This is a genomic window from Microcoleus sp. K4-B3 (genome assembly GCF_036704615.1).
Classification (GTDB): Bacteria; Cyanobacteriota; Cyanobacteriia; order Cyanobacteriales; family Microcoleaceae; genus Microcoleus.
In genome coordinates this window covers 63,250-86,237 of the sequence record NZ_JAUBSF010000012.1, presented here as the reverse complement: position 1 = coordinate 86,237, position 22,988 = coordinate 63,250, and the positions used below count along the sequence as shown (strand labels likewise).

Below are 22,988 nucleotides of genomic sequence, written 5' to 3'. Positions count from 1 at the left end.
CAGTTAATACATTAAGAGATTGACTAATTTTTGTGTAATCGGAAAACCAGTCTGACGCTCAAAGTGTATAAACATCGGACTAGGATTTGCCTCTAAAAATACATACTCACCCGTTGGCTTGACACGCCAATCAATAGCAGTCCACTCTAGCATAAATGCCTTTAATATTGCCAAACATTGTTTTTTAACTGATTCTGGCAAATCTATCGGAATTAGCTCTGCCTCTAAATCTTCCCGAAAATCCAAAGCTTGACTGCTAATTTCGGCAGAATAAACTGATTCACCAATCACATAACTGCGAATGTTTGTCCCAGGAATATACTCTTGTATTGTGACAGGAGAAATACTCAAAGCCAAGTCCAGGCGATTAGGTTCTAAATGCGTCTCTGTCACTAACTTGGTATGAGCGCCACCATAAACAGGCTTAAAAATTGCTTTTTCATGATTTTCGACAAATTCCCTAACTTGCTCTGGATTGTTACTGATTAAAGTTGCAGGAATTGTCACTCCTATTTGCTTTGCCTTGCTCAGTTGTAGGGGTTTTTCTTTATGAAATTGGTATGCCTGCCAAGAATTAATCCAGCGAGCCGGACAAGCTTGCATGAGCGATCGCACTGTACTCATGGAATCGTTCAATGCAACTTGGTTTTGATGTGCATCTTTTAACTGTGGAACGTAAACACCGGAGAAAATGCGCCAAAATACACTGTGAATATCTTGAAAATTCAAAAGGCGACCTCCGGGTAGCGTCAAGCACCCTACCAGGGTATCAGGTTGCCAAGACAGACGTAACTGTCTTGGAAACAGATAGGTATCTAAATAATCTACTTCTGCACGGGCTTGGGTAAGAGCATCTTTTATATGAGCAGCATGAGCATCTGAATCATTACCCAGAATTAAAATGTTCATGGGAAATTTGAAAATTAAAAATGTACTAAAATTAAGTAGACATATGAAAAGTGGCCTCACTTGTTTTGAGAGTGTTGCAACTTTTTATATATTAAAAACAAGACACTCAAATGAGGCTAAGTTTTTTAAATTCTCATTACAAAAACAATCAGAATAGTTCAGAAATTAGGCAGAATTTTTACCATTGCCGGCACGAACGAGATTACCAATCAATAGGGCTTCCACCGCCTTCAAACCAAGCTTTCGTGCAATATCCTCCACCCTCTTCACCTATAGCCAGAGTGGTCACCGGAGGGTCAAGGGGAATAGGCTGGGGAGGAAATCCTCCTCCTCCCTCACTTCCCGGACAGGGAGCTGAGATACACTGTATCCCACCACCTTCTTCACCTATAGCTAGAGTGGTAGCCATTATTCCACCTCCGATGTGGGCAGCCTCTTCATCAGTTAGGGTCTCTTCAAAATCCAAATCAATTGCTTCCAGGTCAGCAATATTTAGATCAAAAGGATGATTCATAAAAATCTCCTAAGTAGGTAGGCGCTGTAAAACACACTTATGTTAAGGATTGTAAAGTACCCACATTCCCTAAGCGTGGCTAAGTTAGCCCTGTTTACATAATGCTACATAGCTCGGTTTAATCCCGCTTACCTACTTACTTGAGTAAAAGATTAGGTGTGTTTACAAATAATCTAAATCAAGAGGAGGAAGTGATGTTGCCATTTTGGCAAGTTTCAAAGTAAGTATTGTAAATGTCAATTTAAAAATCTTAACCTGACTCTAGCGGAGCCATTGTCAGTCCAGCACGGCTCAATTGCATATGATAAAGTTCTGCTTGCTCTTGCGGGCCAACCCAGACAGTGGCCTGGCCTTCGTGGTGGATTTGGTTGGCGAGTTTCCAAGCTCGATCGCTCGTCATCCCTGGAATGTATTTCGTCAAACATTCCACAACGTGCTGAAATGTGTTGAAATCGTCGTTGAGGACTATTACCCGATAGTTGGGATAAGGTTTGCGGGTAACTTGACTCGATCGAACGGGTGCTATGGTTGGTGAAGAGGTCATCGCGCGAACAGCCACTAAAACTACAAAATTTGTAAAAAAGTTACCGATAGCACTATAACACAATTTCAGAATTTTTTAACTACTACGAAGTAGTTCGATCGGCTTCGGCGTTTATTTTCACTGCTGCGCCCTGTGTTGCACCGCGCCCCTCAAACTCAAGTTAATACTCATCTCAAGAAAGACTAAAGTCCTCACTACGAACCTATGAAGTTTGTAGTGAGGACTTTAGTCCTCAAACTCAGATGCTACTAAGCCGCAGCCAAATTTGCTGCTGCGAAATCCCAGTTAGCCAAATTATCCAAGAAATTAGTAATGTAGTCGGGACGGCGGTTTTGGAAATCCAAATAATAAGCGTGTTCCCACACATCCAAAGTCAGCAACGGAGTTTGGCCGTGTGCTACCGGGGTGTCGGCGTTGGCAGTTTTGGTAACTTTCAAAGTACCGTTATCTAAAACCAGCCAAGCCCAGCCGCTACCGAACTGAGTTGTCGCAGCAGTCTTGAATTCTTCTTTGAATTTGTCGAAGCTGCCGAAGTCGGCGTTGATTTTCTCAGCTAAAGCTCCTGTAGGAGCGCCGCCGCCACCTGGTGCAAGGGAATTCCAAAAGAAATTGTGGTTCCAAACTTGACCTGCATTGTTGAAAATGCCGGCTTTGGATGGGTCTTTAGCAGATTCCTTGACAATTTCTTCAAGGGATTTGCTCGCCATTTCCGTCCCTTCAATCAGTTTGTTGAGGTTGGTCACGTAAGCAGCGTGGTGCTTGTCGTGATGGAACGAAAACGTCTCGGCCGACATATGACCTGACTCTAGGGCGTCAGCGGCGAAGGGTAATGGTGCAAGTTCAAATGTCATTGTGTTCAATCCTCTCTGGATTACTTTTGGTTTTTCGGTTGACTTTCCGGCTTTTGTATGATTAAAGCCGAGAGTCGCTAGCTTGAGTTTATCAAGCTGTGGTCAATAATTCTTTACAATTTTCATATTTTATAGCAGTTGCAGCATTTTAGGATTTTGACCTTCACCAGCCAGGGTACAAGCCCCCGGATTCATCCGTGAGGTCGCTTTCTTCAATTATCCCATTCTTCAATCTAAAATCTAAAATCTCAAATCTAAAATCGATTGACTTCTGCTTTTCACCAGTCAAATCTACTAATAGCAGGTGTGGACTATCACAAACTTTGGCAAAATGTCAACCCGCCTGCGCGGTAAATAAAAGTTTATGGGAAATTGTCAACACAGGGAATTTTTATAATGGTTATAAATAAATTAAACCGATTTTTTTTCAAAGATAAGCTAACTTTAACTTAAGCTGTAAACAAGTCAAACAGATTGCAGGAGCCGTCTATGCAAAACCGTTCAAATAACCAGATCAATCACCCCCCGCAATGGTTGAATCTGAAACTAATAGTCAGCGCTCTCGAAACAGTTCAAGATTTAATTGTAATTTCTTTGTGTATCGGTTTGTTCTGTTTCATGGTACTCGAACTGCGAGAAATGTTTTTCTCGCTGCTGCCTCCTTTAAATTTTAAGCAAGTGACTGCCGACATTCTATTTTTATTAGTTTTGGTAGAATTATTTCGGCTGCTAATTATTTACTTGCAAGAGCAGCGCGTTTCGATAGGGGTGGCTGTGGAAGTTTGTATAGTATCTGTTTTGCGAGAAGTCATCGTGCGGGGAGTGCTGGAAACTCCCTGGGTTCAAATATTATCAACAGGCGCTTTTTTGATAGTTTTGGGAGTGTTGTTGGTAGTCCGAGTTTGGTTGCCACCAACCTTCGAGGGAATTGACCCGGAACGCCGCCTTGCTAACAGAAATAGAAAAATTTACGAGCCGGAATCTGCTGCCGATCCTGTTGCAATCAATAGCCAGTTTAATTCTCATTGAGTATGGCGGGACAAGCAATTGTAGATTTGAGATTTACTCTTATATTGCTTGTCACGTTACCAGCCATCATTTCCAGTAAAATCAACCTGATAATGTTTGTAGTGAGGACTAAAATCTTCTGAAAATGCAGAGGAATTTAGTCCTCACTACAAACACAAGCTTCATCAGTCATCCCCAATTATTCAAATCTCAAATGGTATTACCCGTTAGCCTGCAATTCCCCCAAACGGGCTAACACTTCTTTAGAATGAATCGCCGGATTGATCTTCACAAAAGTTTCCCGCAAAACGCCTTCAGGGTCAATAATAAAACTGTGTCGCGCCGAGATAAAACTCATCCAAGAACCGTAAGCTTTACTCACTTTACCATCCGTATCAGCTAACAGCGGAAACTTCAAACCTTCGGAATCGCAAAATTCCGCATGGGAATCGACATCATCCGCGCTAATACCGATAATTTGAGTATTCTTTGCCAAGTATTTCGGCAAATCTTCCTGAAATCTCCGCGCTTCGATCGTACATCCCGAGGTAAAGTCTTTGGGATAAAAATACACTACCAGCCACTTACCGCGAAAATCGGAGAGGGAGACTTGTCCGTCGCCGCTGTTTGTGGGCAAGCTAAAATCTGGTGCGGCTTCATTCACCGCTGGAAGCTTTCCACCTAGGGCAAATGCAGGTGCGGCAAAATTGAAACTTAGAACAACTAGACAAATTGCCAATAAAGTGCTAAAAAACTTGCGACGGGACATCATAAATTTAGAAGTAGAACTGTACTTAAGACAAGTTTACAGTTTTCTGATTAAATGGGTAGGGGCAATTCGCGGATTGCTTCTAAAACCCAAAGATCACTCACTCAAATAGCAATTTACCCATGAGCGCTGCACTCCCGTTAACAGGCAAAGTTATAGTAGTCCAGGTAATTAACGGTCAACCCGTTACGATCGAAGTAGACGGCACTAATGCCCCGCTTACTGGAGGAAATTTTGTTGACTTAGTTGAACGCGGTATTTACGACGGAGTGATGTTTCACCGAGTTGTGCGTCAGCCAGATCCTTTTGTGGTGCAAGGAGGCGATCCGCGCAGCAGAGATACTTCAATTCCAGCCAGTCAATTGGGAACGGGTAGTTTTATTGACCCGGATACCAATCAGGCGCGTTTTATTCCTTTGGAAATTAAGCCGCAAGGGGCCGCGCAACCTGTTTACAACCAAGTTGTAACCCAGACGCCGCAGTTGCAGCACACTCGCGGTGCCGTGGCAATGGCTCGTTCTAATGCTTTGAATTCGGCTTCTTCGCAGTTTTATTTTGCTTTGGATGATTTGCCGTTTTTAAATGGCAATTATGCTGTTTTTGGCAACGTTATTCAAGGTTTTGAAACGGTGGATGCGGTGCAGCAGGGCGATCGCATTTCTACCGCAAAAGTCGTTCAAGGAATCGTCCCCAGTCGGGTTTCTAGCATCATTAGCGATGTTAATGTTCTCAACGATTTAATTAATAGTACCAATTTCGTAAATCTGCCTTTGCGAGCCCTCCGATTGACCAACACCCCGAACAACTATCAAGTCACTTCCCAAGACTCTCAGCAAAATTCTAACGGTGTAGTGGGAGGTAGCGCAAACGATCGCATTATCGGTTCACCGACGGATGATGCAATTAACGGCGGCCAAGGCAACGATACCCTCACTGGCGAAGCGGGTAACGACTTTTTGCGAGGTGGCAAAGGTAACGACTCCATTAGCGGCGGTGTTGGCAACGATATTATCAACGGAAATCTCGGCGACGATAATCTCAATGGCGATGCTGGTAACGACTTTTTGCGAGGCGGCAGAGGAAACGATGTTTTAATCGGCGGCGATGGTAACGATATTTTAGCCGGCGATATTGGCAGCGATACTCTCACTGGCGGTGGCGGTGTTGATACTTTTGTTCTGATTACTGGTGACAATCTGGCTTTGGATACGGCGAGCGATATAATTCTTGATTTTAGGCCGGGAGAGGGCGATCGCATTGGCTTAACCAGCAATTTATCCAACACCTCATTCACCCCATCTGGCAGCAACACACTCATTCAATTTGGAGGAGTTACTTTGGCTGTCGTTCAAAATGCCGCCCCCGCAGCAGTTCAAAACGCCGCCTTTGCAATTAACTTTTCTACTATTTCCCGTCCGGATGACTTGCCAGTCGGTGACGCCGCCTTGAGAATTGGCTAACTTTAACAAGACTGACGCCATAATTATAGGTGTAGGGTGCTCTTCGGTGCACCTTACCTGATTATTAATAGCCCATTCCCAATTGCCAATACTTCGACTACGCGATCGTACAAGTTCCCAATTCCCAAATTCAACTAATACCATAGCTTTCTAATTTTAGAAACCGCATCTCGATAAGAATCCATTCTGCCCTGCTGCTTAAAAAGCCCTGCCGCCTTCTGAAAATCCTCAAATGCTCCCTGAACCTCCCTCAATTTATATCTAGTCACTCCTCGGTTGAAGTAAGCTTTAGCAAAATCGCGATCGAGGCGAATTGCTGACTCAAAGTCAGCTAGTGCTGCCAGGGAATTTTCCATTTGTAGGCGGATAGCACCTCGGTTAAAGTAAGCTTGGGTTAAATTGGGGTTGAGCAGCAGTGCTGAGTTGTAATCCGCGATCGCCTCAGTATAATCTTTTAAACGAGTCAGCATAAATCCGCGATTGGTGTAATAATTGGCTCGGTAAGGATTGAGTTCGATGGCTGTAGTTAAATCTTCGATCGCAGATTGCTTGTAGCCTAATTTATAGCGAACCAGACCGCGATAGCTGTAAGCGGACGCGAATTGCGGATTAATGTTAATTGTGGCAGTAAAATTTTTAATTGCACCGTGCAAGTCTTGTTGTTTGAGATTTTTTAAACCCTGAGTATAAAACGGTCTGGCAGTAACTTTTAAATTTACCTCTTGTCGGGAGTCAGCTTGCTCGCCCGAAAATACTTGACCTGCAATATTAGCTAATCCCAAAAATTCAATCGAATTAAAAATAGTTGTAACAACTAATTGGCTGGGGAGAATGGGGATAGTAGGCATGGCAGGATTGGTGTTCAACTGTATGCTCTCATTTTGCTCGATATTTCAGCTAGTGACAGTGATATGCGTACTCTCAGGAACGTGATAAGTTTGATGAGATTTGGTGATGGTGGGGCATTCGCTTGTGTGATGAAAGTTGGGCTTAGTTAGTGATGACGATCGCAATTAAGAAAAATTGCGTCTATAATCGGCTAAATATCAGGTTTACAGGCTAGCTGGGCGGTTTATTCCTTGCGATATTGAGAAATTCCTACCGAGATGGTTTTGAGGTATGCCCCTGCGGGATCGATCGCAACTGCCCGCCGCAAGTATTACTTTGTAGAGATATTGCACTGGCAAATGCCGATCGAACTTGCGGCCATCTAAAACCCGGTTTTAACGAAAAATCTTAGTTTGGCAGCGAGGCATCTGTGAAGCAACCGGGTTTTTAGCTCAAAGCCCGTATAAGACTACCGGAGTTAAGTTTGTGGCTGCGCCAACGCCCGATTAACATTTAATTAATATTTTTGAGTAAGATTGGTGAGGAAAGTTGCCGATTGTTTGCTATCCTTTGAGTATACATCAAGAATCTATTGCGCAAATTAGTGTCAATGAAAAGAGTCCTGAAGTTGAAAAAAATCTTCGCTGCCGTGTTGGCGATCGTCCTGTTCACTCTCTACTTAACTCCTCCTGTAATGGCCGCGAAAGCGGACGATTTGAGTCAGCTATTAAAAGATAATTGGTGCGTCAGCTTTCTGTGGAAGCAGTGCGATTTGAGCGCTGTCGATTTGCGGGGAGCTAATCTCCAAGAAGCCAATTTGAGTGGCGCTAATTTGTCCGGCGCCAATTTGTCCGGTGTCAATTTAAAAAATGCTGACCTTTCTGGCGCAGACCTCAGCGGCGCTAATTTAGCCAATGCTGATATTTTAGGCACGGATCTCAGCCGCTCAAATTTGACCGAAGCTAATTTCAACGGCACGAAATTGTGGGATGCAAATCTGACTTTGGCAAATCTGACTCGCGCCAATTTAAAAAAGGCTAATTTGTTAGATTCTCGACTTTGGGGAAGCAATCTCACGGAAGCTAATTTAACTGATGCGACGCTGCACGGTGCTGACTTGCAATATGCTAATTTGGCTGACAGTAATTTGACTGGTGCTGACTTGCACAGTTTCTTTTTTCGAGGTTCCAAACAAGTCACAAACTTGAGCAATGCTAATTTAGAAGGCGCTATTTTAACTGGCGCAAATCTCAGAGGTGCGGTGCTGGCAGGGGCAATAATGCCAGACGGCTCTATTAATGAAGAAATTGGCTTTAATTTAAAGTAAATTTAAATTAAAGTCTGTCTGAATAATCTCAATAATAGGGTTTACAGCCTGTTTCCCAATCAATGAATTCTCAGATGCAATAGGCTCCGCCCGTTGCAAACAGATTGTTGAAAATAGTGTCAAGATATCAGAAAATAGTGTCAAGATATCAATTTTAACCGGGGTGCGATCGACTTTTCTACTCCCAAGCAGTCAATCTCGCTAAAATCTTAAATCTTAAACCGAACCTGCGCGCATCTGTTACAATTTGAAATAGAGCCTGAACAGCACCGAGCCTGAACTCGCCTGCCGAGGGATACAAGCCTCCGACTTAAGTCGTGAAGCTCAAAAAAATTAGATATTTAGTTTAAGCTCCCAGATTCCTCTGTAGAGTCAATCTAAAATCTAAAATTGACTGTGGAGATAAAAAATTAGATATTTAGTTTAAACTCCCAGATTCCTCTGTGTAGTCAATCTAACATCTAACATCTAAAATCTACTGTGGAGTCAATCTAAAATCTAAAATCTAAAATCTAAAATCTAAAATCGACTGATGGAAATCCTGCAAACCCAACTTTACGAACTCGCACAATTTGCTAATAATTTAGTAAATACTCAACTGACAAACCTCAGTTTAGTCAGCATCGGAGTCATCTTTCTGGCAGGGTTGCTAACGAGCTTAACACCCTGTATGCTTTCAATGTTGCCGATCACGATCGGCTACATCGGCGGATACGAAGCAAAAAGCCGCCTGCAAGCCGCTGCCCAGTCGGCGTGGTTTTCCCTGGGATTGGCGACAACCCTTGCGGGTTTAGGTATTGTAGCATCATTTGCCGGACAAGTTTACGGCAAAATTGGCTTGGGTTTGCCGATTCTTGTCAGCATTATCGCTATTTTAATGGGGCTGAATTTACTCGAAGCTTTACCCTTGCAAATGCCGTCTTTCGACGCTGTGGGGTGGGTGCCGAAAGATTTACCTGCGGGCGTGCGATCGTACTTATTGGGCTTAACTTTTGGTTTAGTAGCGTCTCCCTGCAGCACTCCGGTTTTAGCTACACTCTTAGCTTGGGTTTCCAAAACCGGAGATACAGTTTTAGGTGCTGTGTTGCTGCTGTTTTACGCTGCTGGCTACGTCGCTCCGCTGATTATAGCAGGTACTTTTACTGCTAGCATTAAAAAGTTGTTAGAATTGCGTCGGTGGTCGAGTTGGATTACGCCTGTTAGCGGCGCTTTGCTAGTAGGATTTGGCGTTTTCTCTCTGCTTTCCCGCATCCTTCCCGCTTAAGTTTCGTTGTAAGGATTTCAGTTTTTATTTAGAGATATAGCAATCACTAGGGAATGCGTGAATAAAGTTTTTTTTAACGAACCGCGAAAACGTGAAGAACACGAAGGAAGAAAGAAATAAATAAAAGAAAAAGAATTCAAAAGTGATTGAGACTTCTCAATAAAAATAATAATATTCTGTTCATCTTTTGTTTTTCTTCCTTCTCCCTTCTTACATCCGTTACAAAATCCGTTGCCGAACTCCTTCCATCCGTTACAAAATCCGTTGCCGAACTTCCTCCATAATTACCAATGACATCAAAAGAAGTATTTCTATCAAAACTATCCAACTGGGCAAATGTCCCTCAAAGGTTTTTCAAGCGAGAAATCTTGCCGGTGCTAGCAGATTTGCGGTTGGCAATTATCTTGCTGCTGACGATCGCATTTTTCAGCATTTCCGGCACCGTCATCGAACAAGGCCAATCAGTACCGTTTTACCAATCTAACTATCCAGAACACCCCGCTTTGTTCGGCTTCCTCACTTGGAAAGTTGTGCTAATTGCAGGACTAGACCACGTATACCGCACTTGGTGGTTTTTGTCAATCCTAATTTTGTTCGGCAGCAGCTTAACAGCTTGTACATTTACCAGACAATTTCCTGCATTAAAAGCCGCCCGCCGCTGGAAATTTTATGAAGAACCAAAGCAGTTTGAAAAATTAGCTCTCAGTGCGGAATTAGAAACAGTTGGTTTAACTTCGTTAGAACAACTTTTGCAGCAAAAAAACTACCGCATATTTCGAGAAGGCGAAAAAGTTTATGCTCGCAAGGGAATAATTGGCAAAATCGGGCCGATTATTGTTCACGCCAGTATGCTAATTATTTTAGCTGGGTCGATGTGGGGCGCGATGACGGGATTTCTAGGTCAAGAAATTGTTCCCAGCGGCGAAACATTTCAGGTGCAGAATATCATGGATGCGGGGCCTTGGGCGGGGCCGCAAATACCGAAGGATTGGTCGATGCGAGTTAATCGGTTCTGGATCGATTACAGTCCGAGCGGTGCGATCGACCAATTTTACTCTGACCTGTCAGTTTTGGACAAAACAGGCCAAGAGGTCGATCGCAAAACCATTCACGTTAACGAGCCGCTCAGATACCGGGGAGTCACATTTTATCAAGCAGATTGGGCAATAGCCGCCGTGCGAGTTCGCCTCAACAAAAGCCCGGTTTTACAATTACCAATGGCTCAGTTAGATACTCAAGGTAAAGGTCGAATCTGGGGAGCTTGGATTCCGACAAAACCCGATTTGAGCGCAGGAGTTTCTCTGCTAGCAAAAGACTTGCAAGGCACAATGTTAGTGTACGGTACCGATGGCAAATTGTTAACTACAGTTCGCGCCGGCACAGCGGTGGAAGTTAACGGAGTGATGCTGGCAATTGACGAAGTTGTAGGCAGTACGGGATTGCAAATTAAAGCCGATCCGGGCATTCCGATCGTTTATACCGGCTTCGGGTTGCTGATGCTCAGCGTGCTAATGAGCTATATGTCTCACTCGCAGATTTGGGCTTTGGAAAAAAACGGCAAACTATACGTCGGCGGGCGCACTAATCGAGCTCAGGTGACTTTTGAAAGAGAAGTTGTGGAGATTTTGGACAAGTTGGCAGAATCGAAAACAGCAGAGGAAAAAAGTGCGATCGCCCCGAATTCTGTTGCAAGTCAAACCTAACCGTAGGGTGCGCACTGCGCACCTTACACCAACTATAAATATCAAAAAGATTAGTTGAGTTTGTAGGGTGCGCCTTGCCCGATTTGTCGAGGTGGTTAATGTGAACCGGAAAACAAGCAGAAAACCGCTATTTCACGTTCGGATTTTTCCAATTTCAACCAATGAAAATTGCTATAGGGAGTTTGGTTTCAAAATCAAAACGCTGAAATGCCTGTCAATCGGTACTCTCCGGTGGGCTACAAACTCAACCGCTGCGCAGTGCACACCCTACAAACTACGAGATTTTAAACGTTGGAGGGAATTTTTGACTACCTTGAGAGGGCCACCCTGACGCACCCTACAATTACTTACTAAATTTAACAATTTTATTTCTTACGACTTTTGTGGGGTGGGCTTCTACGCCGCCCCACAATTAAATATTAATGCCACACCAGCTTCATACCCGCCCTACTTCTGATGCGACACCTCAATCACGGTGTGGACGTTCCCCCGCGGCGAAAAATCGCCCTTAATCGTCGCTTCTAGCGGCGCGCAAGCTGCCACAAAATCGTCTAAAATTTGATTGATCGATTCTTCGTGAGAAATGTAGCGATCGCGATAACTGTTAACATACAGTTTCAGCGCTTTCAACTCCACCACCCGCTCGTCGGGCACGTAAGTAACGTGAATTGTCGCAAAATCTGGATACCCAGAAAACGGACATTTGCAAGTAAACTCCGGCAAAGTAATGTCGATCGAGTAGCGCCGCCCGACTCGCGGATTTGGGAAAGTAATTAACTCCCCTTCCAAAATCTGGCGTTCGCCGTATTTAATTTCCTCGGTGCTTGACTTTTGGGACATACTTTGTTCGGCTGCGTAGTTGTTCATAGCGATTGACTAATAACTTGTAACATTTAATTAAATTTACGATCGATATCTGTAACAAATATCTTGACGAATTGTGTTGCGATCGATCTAATTATAAATACTCTCAGGCTAAACTAAAACAAGTTCACCCTCGCCATCTACAATTATGCAAAATACTACCTTATCTGACAATACTTCCCCTGAAAACTCAAATAGTTACTCTCCATCCGTACCAATTTCCCTTTATCGAGAAGTCACGGCGGAGCTGCAAGCCGCCCAAGCGATGCTCGACTCCCTCAAAACCCACAACCAGCAATTAGTCCAACAAAATCAACAACTGCGGCGAGAAGTAGAAACAGTAGTTCAAGTATCCCAACAGCTACAGCAAGTAGTCAACTCGGCTCAGAGCCTCACCCAGACAGGGATGCCTCAAATGCCCCCAGTCAAATTCAATTTCAGCGTTGAACCTGCGCCCCTAGCACCTGCCACCTCGCAGACTAACTCTGCCATACCTCAACCACCTCAGACAGTAGCTTTCCCTTTTCCCCTACCGGAAGCGCAGCCAACAGCCTCCTCGATGCCGCAGCCACTTCCAGAAAAATTATTTGCAGAAGTGCCGGAAACTCCTTACCGCGTGCGCTCTCAATCCAAAAAAGCCTCAGACTTAAGCGGATTGTGGTTGGCCATCGCAATTTTTCTGATTGTCATTGCAGCTTTCGGCGCAGGTTATTTAGTTGTCCGCCCTTTATTAATGAAAAAGTAAATTCCAACAAGAATCCCACGGTTCGATCCGTGGGATTTTAAACAAAACCTAGCATAAAATATTCAAAGTTACGCTAATTGGCCATCATCCTCTGGCGGCACTCGTTTCTACTGAACGAGGCGCATACTGCTCTTCACAAGCAGAACCTACGATGCCCACTCCTGGCTCGAAACCGCGCGTGAACTCAGTGAGTTTTACCTGTTTAGCTTCCAAAGCTGTCTGTAGCACCTTCATGGCTCGGTGAGGGTCGCCGGCCCCGCAGAAAAATAAGTCTGCAGCAAAATAACCGTGTTCAGGCCAAGTATGGATTGCTATATGAGACTCTGCCAAAGTAGCAGTAGCTGTCACTCCGTGAGGACTAAACTGGTGTACGCACAAATCGATGAGAGTAGCTCCTCCGGCTTCGATCGCATCGAGTATGGCGCGGCGGATACGTTCAGGATCGTTGAGCAGGTCTCCAGGAGACTGCCAAGCATCAGCGACCAGATGGGTTCCCAATTGTTTCATTCTGCGGGGTTTTACCTCTAACTCATAATGTCTCAAACCTTTTTACACTAGCACCATGTCCAAAATTTTGCAAGTATGTTTCACAAAGAAAGATGAAGATTAGTAGAAGTACCCATCATCAACCGCTGGCGGTATGGTTGGGTCGAGCTGTCTCACAGGCAGAGGTCACTAATGGAAGAAATGTTATTTTAGCGCTGCCTTATTCTTCTCAAACAAGCTTCTTTGATTAATAGCGATCTTTTGTTTTAATTGGCGGCGAAAAAACCAAAGCTCGATCGTTCTGGCTGTGGCGGAATTGATATGATATCGAAAGGCCAAAGATGGACGGCTATGCTCTCATGCGTAAAATTCGCCAGATCCTAGACGATCGCCCGGCGGGCAGATTCCAGCGCTCGCTCTGGCAGCCTATGCTGGACAAGTTGACCAGCAACAGGCCATCCCCGCTGGGTTTCTGGCGTCATCTAGCTAAACCCGCCCGGTCAGCCGAGATAGTATCGTTGCCCGTTTGTGTCGGCCCAATGGAAAGACAAGCGCATGATCCAGCAGTCTCAACTCGTCGAACAGATTTTTGCAGGAAATAGCGAGATGGCGATGCTGATGCGATCGCACGATTGGTCGCTTTCCGCCCTTGGTGCCGTTGAAACCTGGCCTCAAAGCTTGAAAACCGGGATTCGGATCATCTTAGGCTCTCGCTACCCCATGTTCGTCTGGTGGGGACAGCAGATGACCAAGTTTTATAACGATGCTTACATTCCTATGCTCGGCAAGCGACACCCGCAAGCACTAGGTCAGCCTGCCTCACGGGTATGGGCTGAAATCTGGGACACGCTAGGGCCGCAAGCAGAAGCGGTTTTGAACCAGGGACAATCGACGTGGAATCAAGAATTGCTTCTGGTAATGGAGCGCAACGGGTATACAGAGGAAACCTACTTTACCTTTTCCTACAGTCCGGTGGCGAATGATGATGGCCCGGTGGGGGGCGTTTTCTGCGCCTGTAGCGAGGACACTCAGCGCGTGTTGAGCGATCGCCGCTTGGCAACGCTGCGCGAATTAGCAGCAGAAACAGTCACTGCCAAGACGGTAGAAGCAGCTTGCGAGATTTCCGCCACCGTATTGACCAATAACGCCTATGACATCCCGTTTGCGCTGTTTTATCTACTCGATGGCGAAAGCGAGATCGCACGACTCGCGGGTACAACAAGGTTAGCAGCCGGAACCCTTGCCTCTTGTGAGGCGATCGAGCTTACATCCGCCCAAAAGTGCCAGTGGCAATTGAAGCAAGTCATCAAGACGGGCGAAAGCAGAATCATTGAAGATTTGGAGGCGCAATTTGGACTTTTACCGGGCGGTGCGTGGTCCCAATCTCCTCATCAAGCGGTAGTTCTACCACTAGCTCGATCGGGAGAAACCTTCGGGTTCCTGATTGCTGGAGTGAGTCCGCTTAGAACGTTTGATGATGATTACAAAGGTTTTTTTGACTTGATGGCAGGGCAGGTGACAACAGCGATCGCCAACGCCCAAGCTTACGAACAAGAGCGTAAACGTGCCGAAGCATTAGCTGAGTTAGACCGTGCTAAAACCGCGTTTTTTAGCAATGTGTCTCACGAATTCCGCACGCCGCTCACCTTGATGCTGGCTCCCTTAGAAGACACGATCGCGAATTTGAATGGAACAATTCCACCTCAAGAACGCGAACAATTACTACTGGTCCAGCGCAATGGAATGCGGCTGCTCAAACTCGTCAATAGCTTGCTCGATTTCTCACGCCTCGAAGCAGGTCGAGTCCAAGCATCTTATGAACCTGTAGATTTGGCAACCTATACGGCGGAACTTGCCAGTACCTTTCGATCGCTGATTGAACGGGTGGGAATGTCGCTGATTGTTGACTGTCCACCCTTGCCCGAAGCGATTTATGTCGATCGCGAAATGTGGGAAAAAATCGTTCTCAATTTATTATCAAATGCCTTTAAGTTTACATTAGCGGGAACCATCACTGTTCGATTGCGGTGGATAGACTCTCACGTTGAATTATCAGTTGCAGATACAGGAATCGGTATTCCCTCCGAAGAACTACCGCATTTATTTGAACGATTTCATCGAATCAAAAACTCGCAAGGCCGGAGTTTTGAAGGCTCCGGCATAGGGCTGTCGCTGGTGCAAGAACTCGTCAAAATACATGGGGGAGCGATCGATGTCAGCAGCACTTTTGGGCAGGGCAGTTGCTTTACGGTGACGATTCCCACTGGAACAGCTCATCTGCAGCCGGAGCAAATTGGTGTCAGTTGCACGTTAGCATCAACGGCGTTAGGCGCGATGCCATATATCGAAGAAGCTCAACGCTGGTTGCCAGAAGGCGATTTTAGATTAGAAGAATGGAGCATGGCTCCATCCACTCATGAACTCGTCAATCAACCCGCTCAATCTAAAATCCAAAATCTAAAATCTAAAATTGTCCTGGTAGATGATAACGCTGATATGCGGGATTATATTCGACGACTCCTGAGCGGTTCTTATATTGTTCAAACCGTCGCCGATGGCGTTGCCGCATTGACTGCCATTGAGAAGAATCCACCCGATTTGGTATTGACAGATGTGATGATGCCGGGGATGGATGGGTTTGAGTTGTTGCGATCGCTGCGTTCTAATCCCGCAACCCAAGACATTCCCATCATTCTATTATCAGCCCGCGCCGGCGAAGAAGCGCGTATTGAAGGACTCGCAGCCGGAGCCGACGACTATCTGATTAAACCGTTCTCGGCGCGTGAACTGCTGGCAAGGGTAGAAGCAAGTTTGAAGCTGGCACGGCTGCGGCAGGAAGCCACTGTGCGAGAGCGAACTATTCTGGGGCGCGTAACCGATGCGTTTATGGCAATGGATCTCGACTTTCGCTTTACCTACGCCAACGAAGCCGCACAAGGAGTGTCGCGAACTCCCCTAGAAGCAATGCTGGGCAAAACGATGTGGGAAGCCTTCCCAGGCACGATCGGCAATCAGTTTGAATTCCAGTATCGCCGATCGCTCAGCGAGCAAATCGCGGTGGACTTTGAGGAATATTATGCTCCGTTTGATTTGTGGGTTGATGTTCGCGTTTATCCTTCAACGACGGGGCTGTCTCTTTTCTTCCGGGATATCAACGATCGCAAAAAAATTGAGCAGGAACGGGAACGGTTTCTTGCCGTCGGTTCAGATTTGCAAGTGATTGCGGGCATAAACGGGTATTTCCACTGGGTCAGCCCCACCTTTAAACGAATCCTCGGCTGGACATCGGACCAAATGACATCCCGCCCCTGGACTGAGTTTGTCCACCCGGACGACCTCGGCCCATCTATTGCAGAAACCGACAGTCTGTTCTCGGGTAACGAAATCTTTACGTTTGAAAACCGTTACCGGCACAAAGACGGTTCCTACCGCTGGTTTCTCTGGAATGCCCAGCCTTATCCAGAAGAACAAGTGATTTATGGGGCTGCCGTTGACATCACCGATCGCGTGCGCGTCGAAAACGAGCGCAAACGGGCCCAACAAGCCTTGCGTGAAACCGAGGGGCAGAGCCGGAATATTCTAGAGAGCATTGGTGAAGCATTCTTTGCCGCGGATGAGAACTGGCGGTTGACCTACGTCAATCAATTTGCCGAAACATTGCTCGATCGCACTCCGGGTGATTTGATTGGCAAGAATTTATGGGAAGAATACCCAGGACTGATTGGTAGCGAGTTTGAGCCGATCTATTGGAGCGCCATGCGCGATCGGGTGGCTGGGTCAGTGACGGCGTTTTATCCCGACCACGATCGTTGGTACGAAGTCCGCCCCTACCCTGCCGCAAATGGAATCACCGTTTATTTCAAGAATGTCACCGATCGAATTCAAGCCGAAGCAGTCCTGCGCCAAACGTCCGCCGAACTCGAACGGCAACTGCAAAAGTTCAACGCGTTTAAGTCTTCGGTGCCGGACTTTATTTATACGTTCGATTTGTCCGGGCGGTTCATTGATGTCAACAAGCCGTTGCTCGACCTTTACCAAAAATCCTTCGCTGAAGTTATTGGCAAAAACTTTTTTGAATTAGATTACCCAGTGGATTTAGCTGTCAAACTGCAAAATCAGATTCAAACAGTGATTCAGACGCGCCAACCGCTTAAGGATGAAACGCCATACACCAGCGCGTTCGGTACAAGAGCTTACGAGTATATTTTTGTGCCCGTTTTTGATGCAGAGGGTGCTGTGGAAATGGTAGCGGGTGTAACGCGCGACATCACCGATCGCAAGCAAGCCGAAGCTGAACGCGAGAAGCTTTTGCAACAGGAGCAAACCGCACGAGAAGCCGCCGAAACCGCCAACCGCATCAAAGATGAGTTTTTGGCGGTGCTATCTCACGAGTTGCGATCGCCGCTCAATCCGATTCTCGGCTGGTCGAAGCTGTTACAGCAGGGGAAACTGGGCGCTGCAAAAACGGCTAGCGCCCTTGCCTCGATCGAACGCAACGCCCTACTCCAGTCACAACTGATTGATGACCTGCTCGACATCTCCCGCATTCTGAGCGGCAAACTGAGGTTGAACGCGATGTCCGTTGATTTGAATATGGTGATCTCGGCCGCCTTGGAAACCGTTCGGCTAGCAGCCGAAGCCAAGTCACTGCAAATTCAAACAACCTTTTCACCATCCCAGGGAATGGTAATTGGCGATTCCGGGCGTTTGCAGCAAGTAATCTGGAATCTTTTATCCAATGCCGTGAAATTCACCCCTCAAGGCGGGAAAATTAGCGTTAGGTTAACCCAAACTGGAACTTATGCCCAGATTCTTGTCACCGATACTGGAAAAGGCATCAATCCTGAGTTTCTGCCTTATGTATTTGAGCATTTTCGGCAAGAGGATGGAGCCATAACTCGTAAATTTGGGGGTTTGGGATTGGGGCTGGCGATCGCGCGTCAAATTGTGGAACTGCACGGCGGCAGAATTTGGGTTGAGAGTAGGGGTGAAGGACAGGGAGCCAGCTTCACCGTGGAACTTCCCCTCTTGCATACCGCGAATCCGGTGGAAGAAGTCGTCGGCCGGGCTGAAGCTCGATCTGACGATCTTCACCTGGCCTCTCTGCGCGTGTTGGTTGTGGATGATGAACGCGATTCACGCGAGTTTGTGGCGTTTGTAGCGGAACAAGCGGGAGGCAAAGTGACTGCCGTTGGGTCTGCGAGCGAGGCGTTGCAACTGCTCTCAACCACACCCTTCGATATCCTCCTGTGCGACATCGGAATGCCAGATATAGATGGCTATATGCTAGTGCGGCAAGTTAGAACTCTACCATCAGAGCAGGGCGGGCAAATCCCGGCGATCGCCCTGACTGCCTATGCTGGAGACTTTAATCAGGAACAAGCTCTTGCTGCTGGGTTTCAACGTCATGTTGCAAAACCTGTCGAACCGAATGAGTTAGTCAAAGCAATCGTGACATTGCTAAGGAAACTGCATCGCTGACTCCGAATTTATATAGATTGTCGATCGCCCACAATCTATATAAACCCGCCACCCACAACAGATAACTGAATTCTGACTTGTGACTCCTGAATTCTTTATTGTTAAAAGTTTTGAGTTTTAAATTAAAGATTATTTAACTTAAAACTCAAAACTATTTTCCCTTAATCAACTTATCAATCCCGGCTGTGAGTAGCTCCATTCGGCAAAATCGCCCCGCCCAAAGCTGCTTCATTCAAATTATCAACATTCAAGCTCGCCCCAATCAAATTAGCCTCGGACAAATTAGTTCCTGTCAAATTCGCCCCTGTCAGAGAACTCAGCAGCAAACCCGCTCCCGACAAATTGGCATGGCTCAAATTCGCCCCCCGCAAATCCGCTTCCAGCAAGCTAGCACCTGCCAAATTCGCACCGCTCAAGTTAGCTCCCCGCAAAGAAGCTTTGTTCAAATTCGCAGCCCTTAAATCAGCATTGTGCAGCATCAAACCATTTAAATTAGCTTTACTCAAATTAGCTCCCTGCAAGTCGGCCCCGCTCAAATTAGAGCCATTTAGATTGGCCGATTGCAAGTCAGCACCGCTCAAGTCAGCACCGCTCAAATTAGCAGCGCAAATAGAAGCCTCCCGCAGACTTGCTTCGCTCAAAGTAGCCCCAACCAAATTGACGCCGCTGAGATTTCCGCGATTGAGATAAGCCCGAGTTAAAGTTGCTCCGCTCAGGTTCGCCCCGTTCAAATCTACCTCGCTGAGAATCGCTCTAGTCAGATTTGCTCTGCTTAAATCAACCCCGCTCATAATTGCTCGGCTCAGCGTCGCCCCGCTCAAATTAGCCTCAGTTAGTTTCGAGCCGCTTAGCAAACAAGCTCCTACTAAACTCGCTCCCGTCATCACAGATTTGCTCAAGTCAGCCTGAGACAATATTGCTCCGCTGAGATTTGCTCCGCTAAAATCTGCTGCGATCGCCACAGTTCCAGTTAAACTAGAACTGCCGAGGTTAGCTTCAATTAATTTCGCCTTAGATAAATTAGCCCCGCTCAAGTCGGCGCCGTTTAAATTAGCTCCAATCAGTTTGCTTCTAATTAAGTTGGCGCCTTTCAAATTAGCGCTGCTCAAATTTGTTCGACTGAGATTAGCTTCACTCAAATGAGCTTGAATGAGGTTAGCCCCTCGAAAATCTCGTTCCCCGTTTCTATGTCTAATTAAAAGTTCATCGGCACTTAAAATCTCAGTGAAATTCATAAAAAAAGTTGAGTGAGTTTCCTTAATTTCTCGATGTTCTCTGTTGTCTGTATGAAAGTTTGTACTATCGTGTTTGCCAGTCAGTTTTTTAAACCAATACTGCCACACTAACAATTGTCAAAACTGCTTGTTGATTCCTAGCATCACCATGCTAACCTAGTTATAACTTACGAAAAGAAACCGGGTTCGGGTAAAATCTGAAGTTTGCCAGCGCGGAAGTCCTGAATAAACCGAGTTTCTCGCCGCGTGTAAGTCCTGTAAGTCTTATTTTGCTAGTAATTAGTTGGCGGTTGATATTAGTTGTTAATTGTTAGTTGGATTTATACTAACTGCTAATCACTAACTATTAACTGCTAACTATTTACCCAAATACCAAGAATTTGTCGATCGAGCTTGTCAAGGTCGATCGAATATTGGGGTATTGCTGGCGGCATCCGCGCCACATTCTGACCAGAAAAATTGCTAGTACAGGCGATCGAATTTATTAGTGCAATCAAGAAACAAGATATCGGAGCTTCAACCCCTAATGCCTTCTACATAAGTGCCTTCTATCTTCGATTGCCCATGAAAGCAGAGCCCGGTCAGCTCAGCTAGTGTCACCTCCCCCCACTGTGCTCAATGCCAGTGAAAACCAACAGGAAGGCTGTTTCCGTCGGAGTGCTGAGCGAGTCGCAGGCGAAGCAAGCAATACGCTGCCATTAGCCTGAGATTTCGCGAAAAAATGGACCGCGAGCCGTTCCCGTATTCTCGCGTTGCTGTGCTTGCTGTTAATCTTTACTCGATCCATGAGCGCTTGCGGTTCTAATTAACAGAACACCCGACACCAGACGCGCTCCCGGACATAAAAGCTGTTCCTGGGCTTCTCAAATGCTTCGCTGAGGCATTCCCAGAAAAACTGTATTCCTGTAGCAGGTCTTGCCAACGGCAATTGGGCTGCTACAGCCAACCAATGACCAGCCTAAGTCTCGCGGGAAGGCGACGACAATATTATTATTCTAATAGTTGCCGACCACCGCAGGCTTTTCTGGGCGCGCGGGACTGGCTACTTCACCTGTATAAGTTGCGGAAATTAGCCGCCCCATAATTAAAGATAGTCGTTCTTTGACTAACCGGGCAATATCTGGTGTAATTTATGTCATCAAATTTGATAATACTGCGGGGTTTGCAATCGAGCAGTAGTGAGTGTTACAGACTAAAAAAACACTGCGGATTTAGGGTGTAAAAGTTAAGGGAGCCGATCGCTGGGCCCGCACAAAGCCCAGCTTGCGGCCTGGCTCATTAATCAAAATTCAAATTGTGACAGGTCGCTTTTTTTTAGTTTCCAAAACAAAAGCCGACTTTCAGAGAAAAAGCCGACTTTTGAGAGAATTTTACCGACGAAGTGCAAAACCCCTAGCTCGCCCGTGTTGATTGGAGCACTTTCCACAATCCGAGTGCGCGAGTGCGACTACCGTGCAGAAAGTAGAAACAATCCCCAAACAAAGTCTGAAGTATTAAACCCGAGGGTGGCGCGTAACACCCTGATTGGGGTCGTAAATATCAGCCGTAGTATCAACGCCCGGAGTGCCAGGAGCGCCGTAATCAGCCCGAGCACTATCGACGCTGGGATAGTCGTAGGTGTTCCACTGCTGAATGCCTCCGCGGCTCAGAATGGTTTCAGCTTTAGCGACTTCTGCTTCGCTGCCGTCAAGCAGTACCAAGTAATCTCCCCTGGCTACCCGATCGTTGTATGCTCTAGCTTCCTCTTCGGGAATTCCCAAACCGACTAAAGCTCCGATCAAGCTGCCTGCCGCCGCACCCAAAGCCGTACCGGCGAGTGTAGTGGCGATCGCCGTAGCTGAGGCTCCTGCGAGCATAATCGGCCCGATGCCCGGAATTGCCACTAGGCCCAGACCTACCAACAAGCCTGTCAAACCGCCCAAAGTGCCGCCTGTGAGTGCGCCCTTAGTCGCCCCTTCATCCGCCTTGTTGTCCGCGCTTTCCTGCACGTCAATGCCTGCGATGTCCCCTTTAGACTCAGAATCCTTAGCGATGACCGAAACCCGATCCATGTCAAAACCCGCAGATCTAAGTTCTCCCAGCGCTTGTTCCGTCTCGCGACGGGTTGAAAATACGCCCACCGCGCGCTTGTGGCGGCCCGAAGCTCTGTGATCGGTGTCTGCCGGCACATCGTAAATGCCCCAATCCTGAATGCCCCGCACGCTCATAATTCCTTCGGCTGTGGCAAGCTCGGCATCTGTTCCTTCTACGAATACCAAGTATTCTCCGCGCGAGACGCGATCGCTATAAACTTTAGCTTTTGATTCGGGAACTCCCAAACCGACCAAACCCCCGACCAAACCGCCCGCAGCAGCCCCAATCGCACCTCCGACTACAGTATCGGCCAGCAGAGTTGCGAGCGCGCCCCCAGCCATCACCGGGCCAACTCCCGGAATCGCTAGCGCTCCAATGCTTCCGAGTAACCCAATCAAACCGCCCGTCACGACTCCCGCTGTCGCGCCTGCTTTTGCGCCGCCGCCCACTTTGTCGTCCGTACTCTTACCAGTGCTCGCGCCCGCAATTTCGCTGCGATCGAGATTTTCCCCAACTACCGAAACTTTATTCATCGGAAACCCGCTACTTTGCAGTTCCGTCAGGGCTAGTTCCGTATCTCGGTAATTAGAAAATGATCCTACAGCTCGCTTGTGTTGACCTAAAGCCATTTTATTTCTCCTGCAAAATATACTACTTTTACACAACTACAGAATTTATGCTCTGCTTGCCGCCATCAATCACATTTAGTCATTTTTTCCAAACATTTTTCATCGGTCGCTGGGAATAACTTCGGACTCTATCTTCAGGCTGGTTTTCAACTAATTCTCCGGGATGGTAAATTGTAATTTGGGGATAGGACTTTGCAGGTATTGCGCTAGTTTTGAGTTCGTGAATTTTTAATTTTCAACTCTTTAACTTAAAACCCCGCTCGCCCTAGAGAGTCACGTAATACCAATTCAAACAAGT

General features: G+C 46.5%; 18 protein-coding genes. 7 read left to right on the top strand and 11 right to left on the bottom strand.

Going from position 1 to position 22,988, the window contains the following annotated elements:
* Positions 1-3 precede the first annotated feature (3 nt).
* From QUA78_RS08575 to QUA78_RS08560, 4 genes are all read right to left on the bottom strand, one after another.
* Positions 4-909, bottom strand: coding sequence for a hypothetical protein (locus QUA78_RS08575; RefSeq protein WP_333300811.1), 906 nt, complete (start codon positions 907-909; stop codon positions 4-6).
* 202 nt (positions 910-1,111) lie between these two features.
* The gene (locus QUA78_RS08570) at positions 1,112-1,423 is read right to left on the bottom strand and encodes a hypothetical protein (RefSeq protein WP_333300813.1); all 312 of its coding nucleotides are present in this window, start codon (positions 1,421-1,423) and stop codon (positions 1,112-1,114) included.
* Positions 1,424-1,673: 250 nt separating this feature from the next.
* The gene (gene clpS, locus QUA78_RS08565; RefSeq protein WP_333028936.1) at positions 1,674-1,967 is read right to left on the bottom strand and encodes an ATP-dependent Clp protease adapter ClpS; all 294 of its coding nucleotides are present in this window, start codon (positions 1,965-1,967) and stop codon (positions 1,674-1,676) included.
* A 248-nt stretch (positions 1,968-2,215) separates the two neighbouring features.
* Positions 2,216-2,818, bottom strand: a complete 603-nt coding sequence (locus tag QUA78_RS08560; protein WP_333300815.1) for a superoxide dismutase — start codon at positions 2,816-2,818, stop codon at positions 2,216-2,218.
* A gap of 489 nt (positions 2,819-3,307) precedes the next feature.
* Between QUA78_RS08560 and QUA78_RS08555 the strand changes: the two genes are divergently transcribed.
* Entirely contained in the window at positions 3,308-3,847 is a 540-nt protein-coding gene (locus QUA78_RS08555; protein ID WP_333190705.1) for a phosphate-starvation-inducible PsiE family protein, read from the top strand.
* 199 nt (positions 3,848-4,046) lie between these two features.
* Here the strand turns inward: QUA78_RS08555 and QUA78_RS08550 are convergent, their stop codons facing one another.
* Complete coding sequence (locus QUA78_RS08550; RefSeq protein ID WP_333300817.1) at positions 4,047-4,598, bottom strand: peroxiredoxin; 552 nt, start codon at positions 4,596-4,598, stop codon at positions 4,047-4,049.
* A gap of 119 nt (positions 4,599-4,717) precedes the next feature.
* On the opposite strand from QUA78_RS08550, the gene QUA78_RS08545 reads away from it, so the two are divergent.
* Complete coding sequence (locus QUA78_RS08545; RefSeq protein WP_333300818.1) at positions 4,718-6,055, top strand: peptidylprolyl isomerase; 1,338 nt, start codon at positions 4,718-4,720, stop codon at positions 6,053-6,055.
* A 134-nt stretch (positions 6,056-6,189) separates the two neighbouring features.
* Here QUA78_RS08545 and QUA78_RS08540 read toward each other — a convergent pair whose 3' ends face one another.
* On the bottom strand, positions 6,190-6,921 hold the full coding sequence (locus tag QUA78_RS08540; RefSeq protein WP_333300820.1) for a tetratricopeptide repeat protein: 732 nt from the start codon (positions 6,919-6,921) through the stop codon (positions 6,190-6,192).
* A gap of 572 nt (positions 6,922-7,493) precedes the next feature.
* Here QUA78_RS08540 and QUA78_RS08535 point away from each other — a divergent pair.
* The 3 genes from QUA78_RS08535 (at position 7,494) to QUA78_RS08525 (ending at position 11,177) form a co-directional block, all read left to right on the top strand.
* The gene (locus QUA78_RS08535; protein WP_333300821.1) at positions 7,494-8,210 is read left to right on the top strand and encodes a pentapeptide repeat-containing protein; all 717 of its coding nucleotides are present in this window, start codon (positions 7,494-7,496) and stop codon (positions 8,208-8,210) included.
* A 532-nt stretch (positions 8,211-8,742) separates the two neighbouring features.
* The gene (locus QUA78_RS08530) at positions 8,743-9,474 is read left to right on the top strand and encodes a cytochrome c biogenesis protein CcdA (RefSeq protein WP_445302340.1); all 732 of its coding nucleotides are present in this window, start codon (positions 8,743-8,745) and stop codon (positions 9,472-9,474) included.
* Positions 9,475-9,764: 290 nt separating this feature from the next.
* Positions 9,765-11,177 (top strand): cytochrome c biogenesis protein, encoded by a 1,413-nt coding sequence (locus QUA78_RS08525; RefSeq protein WP_333300824.1) that lies wholly within the window; start codon positions 9,765-9,767, stop codon positions 11,175-11,177.
* 447 nt (positions 11,178-11,624) lie between these two features.
* Here the strand turns inward: QUA78_RS08525 and queF are convergent, their stop codons facing one another.
* Positions 11,625-12,044: a preQ(1) synthase gene (gene queF / locus QUA78_RS08520; RefSeq protein ID WP_333300825.1), complete on the bottom strand. Its 420-nt coding sequence runs from the start codon at positions 12,042-12,044 to the stop codon at positions 11,625-11,627.
* Positions 12,045-12,189: 145 nt separating this feature from the next.
* Here queF and QUA78_RS08515 point away from each other — a divergent pair, with 145 nt between their 5' ends.
* Entirely contained in the window at positions 12,190-12,786 is a 597-nt protein-coding gene (locus QUA78_RS08515) for a hypothetical protein (RefSeq protein WP_333300827.1), read from the top strand.
* Positions 12,787-12,870: 84 nt separating this feature from the next.
* Here the strand turns inward: QUA78_RS08515 and speD are convergent, their stop codons facing one another.
* Entirely contained in the window at positions 12,871-13,293 is a 423-nt protein-coding gene (gene speD, locus QUA78_RS08510; RefSeq protein ID WP_006633984.1) for an adenosylmethionine decarboxylase, read from the bottom strand.
* A gap of 534 nt (positions 13,294-13,827) precedes the next feature.
* On the opposite strand from speD, the gene QUA78_RS08505 reads away from it, so the two are divergent.
* Complete coding sequence (locus QUA78_RS08505; protein ID WP_333300829.1) at positions 13,828-18,753, top strand: ATP-binding protein; 4,926 nt, start codon at positions 13,828-13,830, stop codon at positions 18,751-18,753.
* 173 nt (positions 18,754-18,926) lie between these two features.
* Here QUA78_RS08505 and QUA78_RS08500 read toward each other — a convergent pair whose 3' ends face one another.
* The 3 genes from QUA78_RS08500 to QUA78_RS08490 all read right to left on the bottom strand — a co-directional run bounded on the left by QUA78_RS08500 (position 18,927) and on the right by QUA78_RS08490 (position 22,690).
* Positions 18,927-19,988: a pentapeptide repeat-containing protein gene (locus QUA78_RS08500; protein ID WP_333300831.1), complete on the bottom strand. Its 1,062-nt coding sequence runs from the start codon at positions 19,986-19,988 to the stop codon at positions 18,927-18,929.
* Positions 19,989-20,341: 353 nt separating this feature from the next.
* Positions 20,342-20,485: a hypothetical protein gene (locus tag QUA78_RS08495; protein ID WP_333300833.1), complete on the bottom strand. Its 144-nt coding sequence runs from the start codon at positions 20,483-20,485 to the stop codon at positions 20,342-20,344.
* A gap of 996 nt (positions 20,486-21,481) precedes the next feature.
* On the bottom strand, positions 21,482-22,690 hold the full coding sequence (locus QUA78_RS08490; protein WP_333300835.1) for a histidine kinase: 1,209 nt from the start codon (positions 22,688-22,690) through the stop codon (positions 21,482-21,484).
* Positions 22,691-22,988 lie beyond the last annotated feature (298 nt).

Bases quoted from the DNA above. Each gene is read 5' to 3' on its own strand.
- QUA78_RS08575 (WP_333300811.1), bottom strand. From the start codon at position 909: ATGAACATTTTAATTCTGGGTAATGATTCAGATGCTCATGCTGCTCAT.
- QUA78_RS08570 (WP_333300813.1), bottom strand. From the start codon at position 1,423: ATGAATCATCCTTTTGATCTAAATATTGCTGACCTGGAAGCAATTGAT.
- clpS (WP_333028936.1), bottom strand. From the start codon at position 1,967: ATGACCTCTTCACCAACCATAGCACCCGTTCGATCGAGTCAAGTTACC.
- QUA78_RS08560 (WP_333300815.1), bottom strand. From the start codon at position 2,818: ATGACATTTGAACTTGCACCATTACCCTTCGCCGCTGACGCCCTAGAG.
- QUA78_RS08555 (WP_333190705.1), top strand. From the start codon at position 3,308: ATGCAAAACCGTTCAAATAACCAGATCAATCACCCCCCGCAATGGTTG.
- QUA78_RS08550 (WP_333300817.1), bottom strand. From the start codon at position 4,598: ATGATGTCCCGTCGCAAGTTTTTTAGCACTTTATTGGCAATTTGTCTA.
- QUA78_RS08545 (WP_333300818.1), top strand. From the start codon at position 4,718: ATGAGCGCTGCACTCCCGTTAACAGGCAAAGTTATAGTAGTCCAGGTA.
- QUA78_RS08535 (WP_333300821.1), top strand. From the start codon at position 7,494: ATGAAAAGAGTCCTGAAGTTGAAAAAAATCTTCGCTGCCGTGTTGGCG.
- QUA78_RS08530 (WP_445302340.1), top strand. From the start codon at position 8,743: ATGGAAATCCTGCAAACCCAACTTTACGAACTCGCACAATTTGCTAAT.
- QUA78_RS08525 (WP_333300824.1), top strand. From the start codon at position 9,765: ATGACATCAAAAGAAGTATTTCTATCAAAACTATCCAACTGGGCAAAT.
- queF (WP_333300825.1), bottom strand. From the start codon at position 12,044: ATGAACAACTACGCAGCCGAACAAAGTATGTCCCAAAAGTCAAGCACC.
- QUA78_RS08515 (WP_333300827.1), top strand. From the start codon at position 12,190: ATGCAAAATACTACCTTATCTGACAATACTTCCCCTGAAAACTCAAAT.
- speD (WP_006633984.1), bottom strand. From the start codon at position 13,293: ATGAAACAATTGGGAACCCATCTGGTCGCTGATGCTTGGCAGTCTCCT.
- QUA78_RS08505 (WP_333300829.1), top strand. From the start codon at position 13,828: ATGATCCAGCAGTCTCAACTCGTCGAACAGATTTTTGCAGGAAATAGC.
- QUA78_RS08500 (WP_333300831.1), bottom strand. From the start codon at position 19,988: ATGAATTTCACTGAGATTTTAAGTGCCGATGAACTTTTAATTAGACAT.
- QUA78_RS08490 (WP_333300835.1), bottom strand. From the start codon at position 22,690: ATGGCTTTAGGTCAACACAAGCGAGCTGTAGGATCATTTTCTAATTAC.